The following is a 14118-nucleotide window of genomic DNA, read 5'->3' on the forward strand; positions in this document are numbered from 1 at the left end:
TCGTCTCGACTTGTACAAATAAGTCTGGACCTATCTCCGGAATGAGATATCTATTTCGAATCCATTCACAGGAGAGATTAGATGGGTGCGGACGTCGCCGATGATTTGAAGCCGACAGATGAGTTGCGGAAGCACACCGTTCAGATCGTGGCTGCTCATGTCTCGCACAACAGTGTCGCCCCGAACGACCTGCCGGCGCTGATCGAGCAGGTCTATGGCGCGCTGACCGGACTGGGCAAGCCGTCGACACCAGTGCAGAGCCGGCCGGAGCCGGCGGTGCCGATCCGCAAATCGGTGACGCCGGACTACATCGTCTGCCTCGAGGACGGCAAGAAGCTGAAGATGCTGAAGCGGCATCTTCAGGCGGCCTACAATATGAGCCCGGACGAGTATCGCGAGCGCTGGGGACTGGCGGCCGACTATCCGATGGTCGCGCCGAACTACGCCAAGCAGCGCAGCACGCTGGCCAAGAGCATCGGCCTCGGCACCCGCCGTGCGGTGGAGCCGCCGGCGCCGCCGCCGGCGCCGGCCAAGTCGGGCCGCGGCCGCAAGGCGGCGAAGTAAGCCTAAGCCGGGCCGGCAGGGAACCGGCGGTCGGCCTCGGCGCTTTCTCCGGCAGGGGAAACCGTCGCGGAGGCGGCCGATGGCAGCCCGCAGCTTCTGGTCCGGCTATCTCAAGCTCAGCCTGGTGACCTGTCCGGTGGAGATGACACCGGCGGTCACCCAGGCGGAGCGGGTGCGCTTCCACACGCTGAACGAGGCGACCGGCAACCGCGTCGTCAGCCAGTATGTCGACTCCGTCTCCGGCAAGCCGGTGGCCGATGACGACCAGGTGCGCGGCTATCCGGTCGGCGAGGACGATTACGTCATCCTGAGCGACGATGAGTTCTCCGCCGTCGCCCTGGAGACCACGCGGACGCTCGACATCGAACGCTTCGTGCCGCGCACCGAGGTCGGCCTGGTGTGGCGCGACCGGCCGCATTACCTGGCGCCGAGCGAGCCGGTCGGCGAGGAGGCGTTCAGCGTGATCCGCGAGGCGATGGCCGCGACCGGGATGGTCGGGCTGTCGAAGCTGGTGCTGTACCGCCGCGAGCGGCCGGTCATGATCGAGCCGCGTGGCAAGGGCATGATCGTCTGGACCCTGCGCCAGGCCGGCGAGGTGCGGGACGAGGCCGAGGTCTTCGGCGGCATCAAGCCGGCCGCGCCGCCGAAGGACGCGATGAAGCTGGCCCTGTCGGTGATCAAGGAGCGGACGGTCGACTGGAGCGAGGACCTGCTCGGCGACCGGGTCCAGGCCTCGCTGCAGAAGATCATCGCCCGCAAGAAGAAGGGCAAGAAGGTCGAAGCGCCGAAGCCGAAGGCCGAAGAGGAGACCGGCAAGGTCATCGACCTGATGGCCGCCCTGCGCAAGAGCCTGGACTCCGACAAGCGGAAGCGGTGAGGGGCGGGGGCTGGCCTCGACAAAGGACCCTCACCCGGGGCCGCTTCGCGTCTCCGACCTCGTCGCAAGCGGGAGAGGCAACGCGACGGCTCTTCCCGATAATCAGCTCGCCTTCCGGCGCGTGGTGCTGGCAGACGGGGCCTTGCGCTTTGTCTTGCTCTTGGATTTCGCCGAAGACTTGCGGCCGGACTTCGCGACCCCCGCACTCTCGCGCAGGGCGGCCATCAGGTCGATCACTTGGCCGCGCTTCGGCGTCGCGGGCGGCTTGATCGTCTCGCCGCGCTGCTTGGCCCGGATCAGCTCCAGCAGCGCCGTCTCGTACCGGTCCTCGAACTTGGCCGGATCGAATCTGCCCTTCTTCTGGCCGATGATGTGCTTGGCCAGGTCCAGCATCTCGCCGGCGATCTTGATATTCGGGATGTCGTCGAACGCCTGGGCTTCGTCGCGCATCTCGTATTCGAAGTGCAGCAGATTGGCCAGGAAGCCCGGCCCCTCCGGGCACAGCATCACCACCCGGTCGCGCCGGAACAGCACGGTGCGGCCGATGCCGACCGCCCCGGACTTCTCGCAGGCCGCCCGGATCACGGCGAAGGCCTCGGCCCCCACCGCATCGGCGGGCGCCAGGTAATAGGGCCGGTCGATGGCGACGCGGTCGACCTGATCGCGCGGCACGAAGCTCTCGATCTCGATGGTCTTGGTGCTGTCCGGGATCGCCGCCTCGATTTCCTCCTCGGTCAGCACGACATAACGGTCGGTGTCGACCTCGTAGCCCTTCACCTGATGGTCGCGCTCGACCGGCTTGCCGGTGCCGGAATCGACGAACAGGCGCCGCAGTCGGTGGCCGCTGCGCCGGTTGACCATGTTGAAGTGGATCTCGTCGCCCTCGCCGACGGCGGTGTACAGCGCCACCGGGCAGGACAGGAAGCCCAGCTTCAGCGTGCCTTTCCAGGTTGCGCGCGGCGCCATCTCGTCCTCGGCAGCGGGTCGGTCCCGGAAGGAACGGGCGGCCGGCCCGTCGGGTTCCTGAATCGCATTCCCGTCGGAGGCCTTCGCCGATGCCGCTGTTCCCGACCTGGCCCGACCTCCTGCTGCGGATCGCGCTCGCCACCCTGGCCGGCGCGATCATCGGCTGGAACCGCAGCAGCCATGGCCGCCCGGCGGGGCTGCGCACGCATCTGCTGGTCTGCCTCGCCGCCGCCTTCTCGATGGTGCTGGCCAACCTGCTGCTGTTCAGCACCGGCAAGACCGACGATTCCTTCATCCGGATGGATGTGATGCGCCTGCCGCTGGGCATCCTGTCCGGCATCGGCTTCATCGGCGGCGGCGCGATCCTGCATCGCGGCGACCTGGTGATGGGCGTGACCACGGCGGCGACGCTGTGGTTCGTCACGGTGATGGGGCTGTGCTTCGGCGCCGGGGAGCTGATCCTGGGCGGCATCGCCTTCGCCATTGGCCTGGTGGTGCTGTCGGGGCTGAAATGGCTCGAGAATCGGGTGAAGCAGGAGCGTAAGGCCACGCTGAGCCTGACCGTGGATCTCGACCGCTTCGATCCCGGCCATGCCGAAGCGGCGCTGCGGGAGGCCGGCTTCCGCATCGCCGCCAGCTCGATCACGCACCAGCCGGACACGCGACGCCGGACCATGGGCTACGAGCTGCGATGGATGGGATATCCGCACGACAGCAGGATGCCGCCGGTGGTCGAAGGGCTGTTCGCCGCCACCGGCGTACAGGAGGGCCGCTGGTCCGCACAATAGCCGCGGGGCCTTCCGGAACCGCCGCTCCGGGCGCATCGTTGCCGAAGCAGCGGACCTTTTCAGGCGAAGGCGATGGCCAAGAACAGCCTGTCGACCTATCGGCGCAAGCGCGACTTCGAGAAGACGGCCGAACCCAGCGGCGCGACCGGCGTCGCCCCCTCGGACCGGCTGCGCTTCGTCATCCAGAAGCACGCGGCGACGCGGCTCCACTACGATTTGCGGCTGGAGCTCAACGGCGTGTTCAAATCCTGGGCGGTGACCAAGGGGCCGTCGCTCGACCCGCATGACAAGCGCTTGGCCGTGGAGGTCGAGGACCATCCGCTGGCCTATGGCGATTTCGAGGGCACGATTCCGAAGGGGCAGTATGGCGGCGGCACGGTCCAGCTGTGGGACCGCGGCTTCTGGCAGCCGGAGGGCCGCATGTCGCCGCAGCAGGCGCTGGCCAAGGGCGAGCTGAAGTTTACCCTGGAGGGCGACCGGCTGCACGGCAGCTGGGTGCTGGTGCGGATGAAGCGCGACCGCACCGGCGGCAAGCGCAGCAACTGGCTGCTGATCAAGCATCGCGACGAGCATGCGGTCGAGGCCGACGGCGACACGGTGCTGGCCGAGGACCGGTCGGTCGCCTCCGGCCGCGCCATGGCCGAGATCGCGGGCGGGCGGGGCCGCGGCCCGAAGCCCTTCATGCTGGGCGGCCGGACATCGGCGCCGGCGGATGCGGTCTGGGACTCCGCCGCGAAGCCGGAGAAGGCAGCGGCCGAGGCATTCGCGCCATGCCGCCGAAAGACGAAGGCCGCCGCCGCGGCGATGCCGGAGTTCATCCCCCCAGAGCTGTGCCTGTCGGTCGACCGGCCGCCCGGCGGCGCCGGCTGGGGCCATGAGATCAAGTTCGACGGCTATCGCCTGCAGCTGCGGATCGCAGGCGGCAAGGCGACGCTGAAGACCCGCAAGGGCCTCGACTGGACCGAGCGCTTCCAGGCCATCGCCGATGCCGCGAAGGGCTGGCCCGACGGCATCATCGACGGCGAGGCGGTGGCGCTGGACGAGCGCGGCCATCCCGACTTCGCGGCGCTGCAGGTGGCGCTGTCGGAGGGGCGCAGCCGCGATCTCATCTTCTTCGCCTTCGACCTGCTGGTGGAGGGTGACCGCGACTGGCGGCCGGAGCCGCTGTCGCAGCGCAAGGCGCGGCTGCGCGACCTGCTGCGGGAGCAGGGCTGCGACACCACCTCGTCCATCCGCTATGTCGAGCATTTCGAGGAGCCGGGTGACGCGGTGCTGCGCTCCGCCTGCCGGCTGCAGCTCGAGGGCATCATCTCCAAGCGGCTCGACGCCGCCTACCAGTCCGGCCGCAGCGACCGCTGGACCAAGGCCAAGTGCCGCGGCGGGCACGAGGTGGTGATCGGCGGCTGGTCGACCACCGGCAACCGGTTCCGGTCCCTGCTGGTCGGCGTCCGCCGCGGCGGCCATCTGGTCCATATCGGCCGGGTCGGCACCGGCTACGGCGCCGCCAAGGTGGAGCGATTGCTGCCGCGGCTGAAGGCGGTCGAGGCGGACACCTCGCCCTTCACCGGCCCGGGCGCCCCCCGGAAGGAGCGCGGCGTCCACTGGGCCCGGCCGGAGCTGGTGGCCGAGATCGAATTCGCCGGCTGGACCGGCTCCGGCATGGTGCGCCAGGCCGCGTTCAAGGGACTGCGCGAGGACAAGCCGGCCGAGGAGGTCGAGGCCGAGGCGCCGGCCGCCGAGACCGAGTTGGCGGAGCCGGTGCCGGCCAAGGCGAAGGCGGCCCAGCCGTCGCGCCGGCGGGCCGTGGGCGGCAAGGCGGCAGTGATGGGTGTGTCCCTGTCGCATGCCGACAAGGCGCTGTGGCCGGATGCGGGCGACGGCGAGCCGGTCACCAAGCACGATCTGGCGCTGTATCTGGAGGCGGTCGGCCCCTGGATGCTGCCGCACATCAAGGGCCGCCCATGCTCGATCCTGCGGGCGCCGGACGGGATCGGCGGCCAGATCTTCTTCCAGCGCCACGCCATGCCCGGCACGTCGAGCCTGATCTCCCTCGTCAAGGTGGCGGGCGACCGCAAGCCCTACATCCAGATCGACCGGATCGAGGGGCTGGCGGCGGTGGCGCAGTCGGGCGGGCTGGAGCTGCATCCCTGGAACTGCTGGCCCGGAATCCCCGACCGCCCGGGCCGGCTGGTGTTCGATCTCGATCCCGGCCCCGGCACCGGTTTCGACGCGGTGGTCGAAGCGGCGCGGGCGCTGAAGGACCGGCTGGAGGCGGTGGGCCTGGTCCCGTTCTGCAAGACCACCGGCGGCAAGGGGCTGCATGTGGTGACGCCACTGGCCGCGTCGCGCGCCGGCGGGCCGGACTGGGCCGAGGCCAAGGGCTTCGCCAAGGAGGTCTGCGCGCGCCTGGCCGCCGACATGCCGGACCGCTACGTGGTCAACATGGCCAAGGACAAGCGGCAGGGCCGGATCTTCCTCGACTATCTGCGCAACGACCGGATGTCGACCGCGGTGGCGCCGCTGTCGCCGCGGGCCCGGCCGGGGGCGACGGTGTCGATGCCGCTGACCTGGGACCAGGTGCGCAAGGGCCTCGACCCGAAGCGCTACACCCTGCGCACCGCGCCCGGCCTGCTGGCGAAAGGCTCCGCCTGGGACGGCTATGACGCCGCCGCCCGGCCGCTCGCCGATGCGATCCGGCGGCTGGAGCGGCGCAAGGCGGCGGCTTGAGACCGGTGGTTTGAGATCGGCTCTCCGGCCTTTCTCGTCATTGCGAGCCCCGAAGGGGCGTGGCCATCCAGTGGCCCCGGCCTCTGGATGGCCACGGCGCTGCGTGCCTCGCCATGACGGGTCAGTATGTTGGGTCGGCGATATGAGTCCGGAATCTCCGCGGCCGCCGTAGGCCCCTATGCCATCGAACCTATGAAATCTGTTGTCATCCCATGCCAATGCGCCGTCACCTGTATTTCCACACTGAAAACCAGGATTGATATCTTTCATTGCAAAGAATGACCGATACAGGGTTGCCGCATCCGCCAGATGATTCTAGTATAGGAAGTTGAGGATGTGTGTCCAAATAAAGAATGAATAAAAATTGTGCAATGCGGAAACACAATTATCAGATAATAATATAAATTGTTATGTTATTAGCAGTCGAAAGAGCAGACGAATTACTGATTGCGCTGCAACATGAACGGTGTCAGAAAGACTAGGTGGCCTGCGGCCGACGAACCCTATCGCAAGGCGATCAGCCTGCGGGGCGAATGGCGCTTCGGCGCCATTGTGCCTGATCTGGAACCCAATCCAGGGGAAGGCGGTCGCGACTATCGGCTGGTGCCGGCTTGTCCGGACGGCTGCTGGCGGCCGCACACCTCAGTGAAGGGGGATCAGATGGAATCGAGCGACCACCGGCGTCCCAGAGTGAGACCCGACGCCCCGTAGCGCCGATATCCGAGCGTTCCAGCGATGACAGCCGCCGCCCGGCCGTGCCGCCGGCGGAAGCTGGCCCGTCATGCCGCGAATCCGGAAGAGGCCCTTCCGGATTCGCGGAAAGCTGGTCGCGCCACCCTCCCCCTTTCAACGGTTTCTCGGAGGGGACAGTGGATAAGCACCACAAAGACATGATCTCGTCGCTGAAGCTTGCGCCGGGAGACGAGGTTCTGGTTCCAGACTATCTGTTCGAAACCTTGTCCAAGGATCTCGCCAACGCCCGGATCATCCCGTACAGCGCGGCTGCGCAGCTGAAATCGCCGGTTCCCGACCGTGCGATCGTGCACAAGGGGCTGATGCCCCGCCTGCCGCGGCAGAGCCTGCAGGCGCTGGTGATCCATGGCGACATCGTGCACGCCAACGAGGTCTTCGTGGTGTTCGCCCGGCACGGCGGCGGCACCAAGCCGTCGGTGCTCGACGTCGCCCGGCGCCGCCACAGCCAGCCGGTGCTGGACTACGTCAAGCGCGACATCCGCGTGCGGCCTCGGTCGGCCGACCGGCGGGCGGTGGTGGTCTCGGCCTTCGGCGTCGGCAATGTCGGCGACGACGCGGTCAGCTTCGGCGCCCGCGAGGTGCTGTACCGCAACGGCTTCGACGCGGTCGAGCTGGTCGGCCCCAACCCCGACTACTCGGTGATCGACACTGCCGACCTGGTCGTGGTCGGCGGCGGCGGGCTGCTCTACGACAGCAGCTTCAGCAACGTCTCGAACTACACCGCGCCGATCCGCTACGCCTATGAGCGCGGCATCCCCTCCGCCGTGCTCGGCGTCGGCGCCCAGGGCATCCGCACCACGCTCGGCGCCGCCGCCTACAAGGACGCGCTGTCCCTGGCGCGGCTGGTCACGGTGCGCGAGCACAGCGACGCCAAGACCCTGACCGAGATGGTGGGGCTGAAGAACGTCCACACCACCGGCGACCTGGCCCTGCTGCTGGCGGACGGGCCGCGGCCGGTGCCGGTCCGGCGCGACCCGAACCTCGCCGTGCTGTCGCTCAGCCACAGCCTGGAGAGCTGGCTGGCCAAGCGCGACAGCACGATCGACGCCTATCTCGACGAGACGCTCGATTCCCTCGGCAAGGGCTACAACACAGTGGTCGGCGTGGTGCATTCGGTCGATGACGAGGCGATCTACGAGCGGCTGCGACAGCGGCGTGAGATCCATGTGGTCAAGGCGGCCGAGTTCGACGTCTCGGCGATCATGGACCTCTACGCCTCCGCCGGTCTGGCCGTGAGCTCCCGCTTCCACGGGCTGCTGTTCTCGGTGATGGGGCGGACGCCGCTGGTCCAGGTCTGCGGCCCGACCAGCAAGAGCGGCCGGGCGCTGACCGAGCGGTTCCCGTCGCTGACCCGCGCCGCGATCCTGCTCGACCATGCCAACCGCAACCTGCGGATCGGCGACGCGGTCGAGTTCGTCCAGCCGGTCGGCGACGAGGAGCGGTCGGCCGCGATCGAGGGCGCGCGGGACAATGTCGAGCAGTTCGCAGCCGCCTTCGACCGGAAGCCGGTCGTCGCGGTCCAGGCGATTGCGATCGATCCGGCCCCGGCCCCCGCGGCCAAGGCGCCCGAGCCTGCGGCAGTGGCGGCGGCCGAGGAGCCGTCAAAGAACCAGGAGATCGTGCTGCCGGACCATGTCGTGGTCACCACGGCCGATGCCATCCAGCTGGCCGTGCCGGTCGGCGGCGCCGAGGCCGAGCTGCAGGAGATCGAGGCCCGGCGGTGGCGCAACAGCACGCTGGCCTGCGCCGCCAAGGTGCTGAAGCCGGGCGACAAGGTGGTCGATCTCGACCCCGGCTTCCTTTACTTCGCCTCGGCCTTCGGCTCCCTGGTCTCCAAGGCCGGGTCGGTGTCGGTCGCCTATGAGAAGAGCAAGGGCGAGCCGATCCTGAAGCAGTACCGCACCCTCAACGGCAAGGGCGGCGGGGCGGCGATCAAGCTGTGCGACACGGCCGATGCGAAGCAGCTGTCCAAGGCCTGCGACGACGCCAGCCTGGTGCGGCTGCGCCTGTCGGGCCAGGCCGCGAAGGACCGGGCCGACTGCATCCGGGCGATCCGTTCGCGCTCGCCGCATGTCATCGTCGAGGCGGCCGACCTGCCGGCGGTGCGCAACGCGATCGAGAGCTTCCTCGGCTCCGAGATCGCCCGCGAGGGCCGGCGGATCTTCACCTTCGGCGAGTCCGACCTGGTCGAGCGGCCGATCTACGAGATCGCCCAGCTCGACGAGACCACCCTGCTGCTCCAGCTCGAAGAGGCGCACCATGGATAAGGAAGCCGTCGTCGTCAGCTTCTACGGCGGGAAGCAGTACTATTACGACTCGGCCTACCACCTGGCCGAGGACTGCAAGAAGCTCGACATCGAGTATGATTTCGAGGAGGTCAAGCTCGGGCCGGACGCCAACTGGGCCGACATCTGCCGCTACAAGGTCAACTACTATTCCCGCAAGCTGGAGGAGCATAAGCGGCCGATCATCTGGGTCGACATCGACACCCGCATCATCAAGCGGCCGGACCCGTTCCTGCGCAGCGAGAGCGACTTCGCGGCCTTCCTGCGGAACTTCAAGTACTTCCGGGAATACGACCCGTTCATCTTCGCGCGGACGTTCCATCCCGGGTTCCTGTTCTTCAACTACACGGCACCGACCCGGCGCCTGTTGGAGCAGCTGGTGGAGCTGGAGAAGGGCAGCAAGGAGCGCGGCACCGACGATTACTTCTTCGAGGAGGCCTGGCGGGCGCATTCCGAGCAGCTGCAGGTCACGCTGCTGCCGCCGAAGCGGATCGCCTGGGGCGACAAGCTGGGCACGGCCGATGCCTGGTTCGCCTTCGGCGACAGCGGCAATGTCCGCGACTTCGTCAAGGAGGTGGCGCAGCACGACGCGCCGATCCTGGAGCCGTCGCGCCAGTACCGAGTGCTCAAGGCCATCTCCGAGCAGGAGCTGAAGGCCGGCAAGATGCAGAACGCCGCGGTCTATCTGAAGAAGATGACCGAGCTGGACCCGTCGCAGGACGACCCGCTGAACACCCTGGCCCGCGTCGCCCGCCGGCAGGAGGGCGAGCAGGCGGCCCTGGCCCTTTACGAGGGCCGGGTTTCCCAACTGCGGCAGGAGGGCGAGTACGGCGACCGCCTGTCCGCGCTGCTGCAGCGGGTGGTGGATTTCTGCATCGAGTTCCACCTGCCGGAGGAGGGGCTGCGCTACGCTGGCGAGCTGGCCGAGCACGGCACCGTCAAGGGCAGGGCCTTCGCCCAGGGCCGGATGCTGCGGCTGGGGCTGGAGCAGCGGGCCAAGGCGGCCGAGCTGCCGCTGAAGCAGCGGCCCCAGCTGTGGTGGATGGAGCAGCCCTATCCCGGCAATTTCGGCGACATCCTGAACCCCTACATCGTCGAGAAGCTGACCGGCCGGCCGCCGCGCTGGGTGGCGGCGGGCAGCGGCGCCCTCGTCATCGGCTCGGTGATCAAGTTCGCCAAGAAGGGCACGCCGGTCTGGGGCACGGGCAGCCCGCGGCTGACCGACAAGCTGCACCCGCAGGCGGTGTACAAGGCGGTGCGCGGCCCGCTGACCCGGCGCCTGGTGCTCGACAGCGGCGGCAAGTGCCCGCAGGTCTATGGCGACGTCGCCCTGCTGCTGCCGCAGCTGTACCAGCCGAAGGGCGTCAAGAAGCACAAGCTCGGCCTGATCCGCCACTTCACCCATGTGGCGGCGCCGCTGGAGGTGCATCCGGACGTCAAGGTGATCGACATCATGCGCGGCTCCTATGACGGCATCGAGGCGTTCCTCGACGAGATCTCGGAATGCGAGCACATCATCTCGACCTCGCTGCACGGGCTGATCGTGGCCCAGGCCTACGGCATCCCGGTCGGATGGGCGGTGATGTCGACCAGCGAGACCCAGATCCCGGGCGGCAACACCAAGTTCGAGGATTATTTCGCCTCGGTCGGGCTGAAGGATGTCGAGCCCTTCGACCTGGCGGAGCTGGGCACGGTGACGCCGGACCATGCGCGGCTGTGCCGATACATCCCCGAGCGGATGCCGGACCTCGCCGCGCTGCGCGAGGCCTGCCCGTTCCCGCTCGCGGCCTAGGATGGGGGAACCGGCACAGGCGCCGCTGGCGATGGTCCGCCGGCGGCGCGACGCGGCCTTCCTGAGCGAGGAGGTGGTGGCGGAGCTGATCCGCCCCCGCCCCTTCGCCAAGGAGCGGCTGATCGCCGAGCGCGCCCGGCTGACGCAGGAGATGGGCCCGCTCGATCTGTGGGAGGGCTATCGCGACTTCGCCGCGCCCGACGACAGCTTCAAGCGGTCCAGCAACAGCGTCCGCACCAGCCACAAATACGGCCGGTTCTATGTCCAGCTGGTGCGCCGGTTCCGGCCGTGGACGGTGGTCGAGATCGGCACCGCCTTCGGCGTCTCGGGCATGTACTGGCTGGCCGGGCTGGCGGCCAACCGCCGCGGCCGGCTGATCACCTTCGACCCGAACCGGCAGTGGCAGGAGATCGCCCGCGCCAACCTGGCCGCGATCAGCCCGCGCTTCACCGCGGTGGCCGACACCTTCGAGGCCGGGTTCGAGGCGGCGAAGATCCGCTTCGGCCGGCCGGGCATCGCCTTCATCGACGGCATCCATGTCGGCGAGATCGTCAAGGCGCAGGCCGAGCTACTGCTGCCGCGCCTGGCCGGCCGCTGGATCCTGGTGTTCGACGACATCCGCTTCAACCCCGGCATGTATCGCTGCTTCCGCGAGATCGAGCAGGCGGAGGGGGTGGTGTCGGCGGTCGAGATCGAGTCGCGGGTTGGGATTCTGGAGGTGGAGGCGGGGTGAAGCGCTGCCGGAACCACTCCGCAGGGTGCGCTTGCGCCTCCGAGGCTACCCACAGCGAACGCTGCCAGCGTCGCCAAGCCTTCCGAGGGTCCGGTGGTGGGCGCGACTGGGATTGAACCAGTGACCCCTACGATGTCAACGTCGGGGGCTACCCTGCCTACTGGCTTGATTTTACTAGGCTTATTTACGTGTCAGCGGAGGGCGTGTCAAAGACGTGTCAATCGCATCCGCTTGCCGATCTCCGATCGGCAGCGCGTCGACGGCCGCGCGCTGCACCTTGGTCACGGTGTGCGCGTAGCGTAGCGCAGATCGCGGGTCGCGCCAGCCTCCTTGTGACATGACGGTGCGGAGGTCAGTCCCGCGCGACAGGAGCGAGGTCGACAGCATGTGCCGGAACCAATGCTGCGTGACCTGTGCGACCAGGCGAGCGTCGGCTCTGAGCCGCAGTGCGGCGTCGAGGTCACCGGCGCGGCGCGCCTGCACCGACAGGCGCAGCAGAGACTTGACCGTGCGGCGGCGCATGCCGCGGAACGCGTTCTTGTTCTGACCGCCCATCCCGGCATCGTGGCCACGCCGGCTATATGGCTTGCCGAACGGCGTGACGAACAACGGCGCCTCTCGATCGCGGACGGTGCCCCTCCTGCGCAGATAGTCGATGACAACGTCGACCGTCCAGTTGTGCAGGGCGGACGTCACGGAGTCGCCGTTCTTGGTGTCGTGGAACGTGATCTGACCGCGGCCGTGGACGAGGACGGCGTCGCAGATCCGGCAGCCGAAGAGGATGGAGCTGACCCGGGCGCCGGTGGACCATTCGACGGCGAGCTGCGGTTTCAGGTGCCATCCGGCATGGTCAATCATCAGGGCGATCAGCTCCGGACGAAGGTCCACGACTCGGCGGCGGCTCGAGGTTTTCGCGTTCCTGGCCTCAGTGTCCCGGTCGATCGCCGGCAGTCGCGTTATCCAGCACCGCGGCTCATCAGCGGCCCAATTGAGGAAGGTGAAAACGGCGTCGAGATAGCGCTCCCTGGTTTGGGGCTTGTTCCCGGCCTGCCGCTTGTCGATGAACTTGTTCCAGTCAGCGTCGGGAATCGCCTTCAGCTCGCGGGTGCCAAAACGCCGGGTGATCTCCTGCAGAACCTTTACGTCGAAACCGTTGAGCGGCCGGACGCGGGATCGGTTCAGGTATTGATGCGCCGCAACGGCAAGGGGGACGGACGGCTTGACCCCGTGGACGACTTCGCGCCGGATCTCAGTGCACCACTTGTCGCGGAGCGCCTCGGCCTGCTCGCGGAGCTCTGGCCTGGCCGGAAGTTCACTACTGCGTCGAATGCGGACTGAGCGTCCGTCAACCCGAAGTGTGCCGATGATATGCCAGTGTCCGTCGCGCTCGACGACGCGGGGCCCCGGCGACGTTTTGTGTCCTCCTCCCGAATCGCGTCCCGAAGCGCCTGAAACCCGCTTTCGTCCCATCGCCGGCTCGCCCCGATGTAAAAGTGGTGTTGAAGTGTCTGCTGGCTCGGCGGCTTGCGGCCATCCTCGGCCAATCGTGTCTCGAGCCATCGACGTGACTTTCCGAGCCGGCTGGCGGCTTCGGTGAGGTCGATGTCGTCGGGAAGACCGACTCGGGCGCGAGACTCTGGCTGAGAGGTCATCGCCGCGCTTCGGGCGGCACGGCCACCGAAAGTGTGGCGGTGGGCCTGCCGATCAGAAGGTCGCCGCAGCGTCGCCGGTGGACAGCTCGCTTCAAAGCGGCGAGGATGTTGGCGTCCTGATCTTCAGCGACAGGATGATTGAGCTCTATGTGCATGACTTGTGATAGTCAGGCTGATGTAGTAACGCGCGCGGATTTCAATCTCGCCGAAGCATGAGCGATATTCAGAATTTCATTGAGCTACAGTGCGCGGCGCACCTTCATCACCAAGACGGCCAGGGCGGTGGTCAGCGTCGGCGGCAGCGTGCGCGACGCGCAGGCCATGGCCGGCCACAAGAACCCGGAGACGACCCAGCGCTGCTTCGTTGCTGACGACCAGGCGCGCCGGAAGGTGGTGCAGCCCATTTGACAGCAGGATACCGTTTCAGGTGTCCGGAGTTCGTTTTGTCTCGCTACGCTGGAGTTTGCGATGAGCGGTTTCGATGACGAAGTAAAAGGATTGGTCAAGGATGATGCAGTGCGGTTGTTGATTAAAATCATCTACTCTGTGTATATCGGCTGTATTGTCCTACTAATTACGCTTTTGACCGTCGGATTTGGAGATCGCGAGGCGGCAAAATACATTTATCCGGCCGCTCGCATTCTTCGTTGGTCTGTATATCTCCCATTTGTGACTATGTTTCCGCTGGCTTTCATATGGCAGACCTACGCGGAATTTACCAAGAGAAGCTTCCCGAAGTTCTTCATTCCGGCACTCGTGATTATAGCTATATTTACTTTGGTCCCGTTCGCTGGATTGCTAACGGTCGAGCTAAATCTCAAGCACTTTGCCTATGAGTGTGCCGTAGCCGACGCGTCTTTCCCCGAAATGCTTAAAGCCATCTTTTCTAATGAGACGAATCCAGGTCCAGAGTGCCCTCCAAAACCGAACTGACAATCTGCCGCTCCCTGTCGGCCGTAGAAAAGGGGGGGGGGGGGGCCG

General features: G+C 67.2%; 11 protein-coding genes. 9 read left to right on the forward strand and 2 right to left on the reverse strand.

Translation table 11 applies throughout. The annotated features are described in order from the left end of the window. The first annotated feature begins 81 nt into the window (after nt 1-81). Together AAHM41_RS33765 and ku (AAHM41_RS33770) are read left to right on the forward strand one after the other, a co-directional pair. Nucleotides 82-564, forward strand: coding sequence for a MucR family transcriptional regulator (locus AAHM41_RS33765; RefSeq protein ID WP_342241022.1), 483 nt, complete (start codon nt 82-84; stop codon nt 562-564). A 79-nt stretch (nt 565-643) separates the two neighbouring features. Continuing rightward, on the forward strand, nt 644-1441 hold the full coding sequence (gene ku / locus AAHM41_RS33770; RefSeq protein WP_342241023.1) for a non-homologous end joining protein Ku: 798 nt from the start codon (nt 644-646) through the stop codon (nt 1439-1441). A 102-nt stretch (nt 1442-1543) separates the two neighbouring features. On the opposite strand, the gene ku (AAHM41_RS33775) is transcribed toward ku (AAHM41_RS33770), so the two are convergent. Beyond that, nucleotides 1544-2407: a non-homologous end joining protein Ku gene (ku, locus tag AAHM41_RS33775; protein WP_342241024.1), complete on the reverse strand. Its 864-nt coding sequence runs from the start codon at nt 2405-2407 to the stop codon at nt 1544-1546. A gap of 89 nt (nt 2408-2496) precedes the next feature. Between ku (AAHM41_RS33775) and AAHM41_RS33780 the strand changes: the two genes are divergently transcribed. The 5 genes from AAHM41_RS33780 (at nt 2497) to AAHM41_RS33800 (ending at nt 11485) form a co-directional block, all read left to right on the forward strand. Next, on the forward strand, nt 2497-3195 hold the full coding sequence (locus AAHM41_RS33780; RefSeq protein ID WP_342241025.1) for an MgtC/SapB family protein: 699 nt from the start codon (nt 2497-2499) through the stop codon (nt 3193-3195). A gap of 72 nt (nt 3196-3267) precedes the next feature. After that, a complete protein-coding gene (gene ligD / locus AAHM41_RS33785) occupies nt 3268-5922 on the forward strand; it encodes a DNA ligase D (RefSeq protein WP_342241026.1) in 2655 nt (884 codons plus the stop codon). Between the two features lie 869 nt (nt 5923-6791). Continuing rightward, nucleotides 6792-8942 (forward strand): polysaccharide pyruvyl transferase family protein, encoded by a 2151-nt coding sequence (locus AAHM41_RS33790; RefSeq protein ID WP_342241027.1) that lies wholly within the window; start codon nt 6792-6794, stop codon nt 8940-8942. Next, nucleotides 8935-10752 (forward strand): polysaccharide pyruvyl transferase family protein, encoded by a 1818-nt coding sequence (locus tag AAHM41_RS33795; RefSeq protein WP_342241028.1) that lies wholly within the window; start codon nt 8935-8937, stop codon nt 10750-10752. Before AAHM41_RS33790 ends, AAHM41_RS33795 begins: the two co-directional genes overlap by 8 nt. Nucleotide 10753: 1 nt before the next feature. Beyond that, nucleotides 10754-11485, forward strand: a complete 732-nt coding sequence (locus AAHM41_RS33800; RefSeq protein WP_342241029.1) for a class I SAM-dependent methyltransferase — start codon at nt 10754-10756, stop codon at nt 11483-11485. Nucleotides 11486-11665: 180 nt separating this feature from the next. On the opposite strand, the gene AAHM41_RS33805 is transcribed toward AAHM41_RS33800, so the two are convergent. Continuing rightward, the gene (locus AAHM41_RS33805; protein WP_342241030.1) at nt 11666-12955 is read right to left on the reverse strand and encodes a tyrosine-type recombinase/integrase; all 1290 of its coding nucleotides are present in this window, start codon (nt 12953-12955) and stop codon (nt 11666-11668) included. A gap of 416 nt (nt 12956-13371) precedes the next feature. On the opposite strand from AAHM41_RS33805, the gene AAHM41_RS33810 reads away from it, so the two are divergent. Beyond that, the gene (locus tag AAHM41_RS33810) at nt 13372-13545 is read left to right on the forward strand and encodes a hypothetical protein (protein WP_342241031.1); all 174 of its coding nucleotides are present in this window, start codon (nt 13372-13374) and stop codon (nt 13543-13545) included. Between the two features lie 60 nt (nt 13546-13605). Then, complete coding sequence (locus AAHM41_RS33815; RefSeq protein WP_342241032.1) at nt 13606-14070, forward strand: hypothetical protein; 465 nt, start codon at nt 13606-13608, stop codon at nt 14068-14070. Nucleotides 14071-14118 lie beyond the last annotated feature (48 nt).

The sequence above is a fragment of the Inquilinus sp. OTU3971 genome (assembly GCF_038440215.1).

Bases quoted from the DNA above. Each gene is read 5' to 3' on its own strand.
- ligD (WP_342241026.1), top strand. From the start codon at position 3,268: ATGGCCAAGAACAGCCTGTCGACCTATCGGCGCAAGCGCGACTTCGAG.
- AAHM41_RS33815 (WP_342241032.1), top strand. From the start codon at position 13,606: ATGAGCGGTTTCGATGACGAAGTAAAAGGATTGGTCAAGGATGATGCA.
- AAHM41_RS33795 (WP_342241028.1), top strand. From the start codon at position 8,935: ATGGATAAGGAAGCCGTCGTCGTCAGCTTCTACGGCGGGAAGCAGTAC.
- AAHM41_RS33765 (WP_342241022.1), top strand. From the start codon at position 82: ATGGGTGCGGACGTCGCCGATGATTTGAAGCCGACAGATGAGTTGCGG.
- AAHM41_RS33805 (WP_342241030.1), bottom strand. From the start codon at position 12,955: ATGGGACGAAAGCGGGTTTCAGGCGCTTCGGGACGCGATTCGGGAGGA.
- AAHM41_RS33780 (WP_342241025.1), top strand. From the start codon at position 2,497: ATGCCGCTGTTCCCGACCTGGCCCGACCTCCTGCTGCGGATCGCGCTC.
- AAHM41_RS33800 (WP_342241029.1), top strand. From the start codon at position 10,754: ATGGGGGAACCGGCACAGGCGCCGCTGGCGATGGTCCGCCGGCGGCGC.
- ku (WP_342241023.1), top strand. From the start codon at position 644: ATGGCAGCCCGCAGCTTCTGGTCCGGCTATCTCAAGCTCAGCCTGGTG.
- ku (WP_342241024.1), bottom strand. From the start codon at position 2,407: ATGGCGCCGCGCGCAACCTGGAAAGGCACGCTGAAGCTGGGCTTCCTG.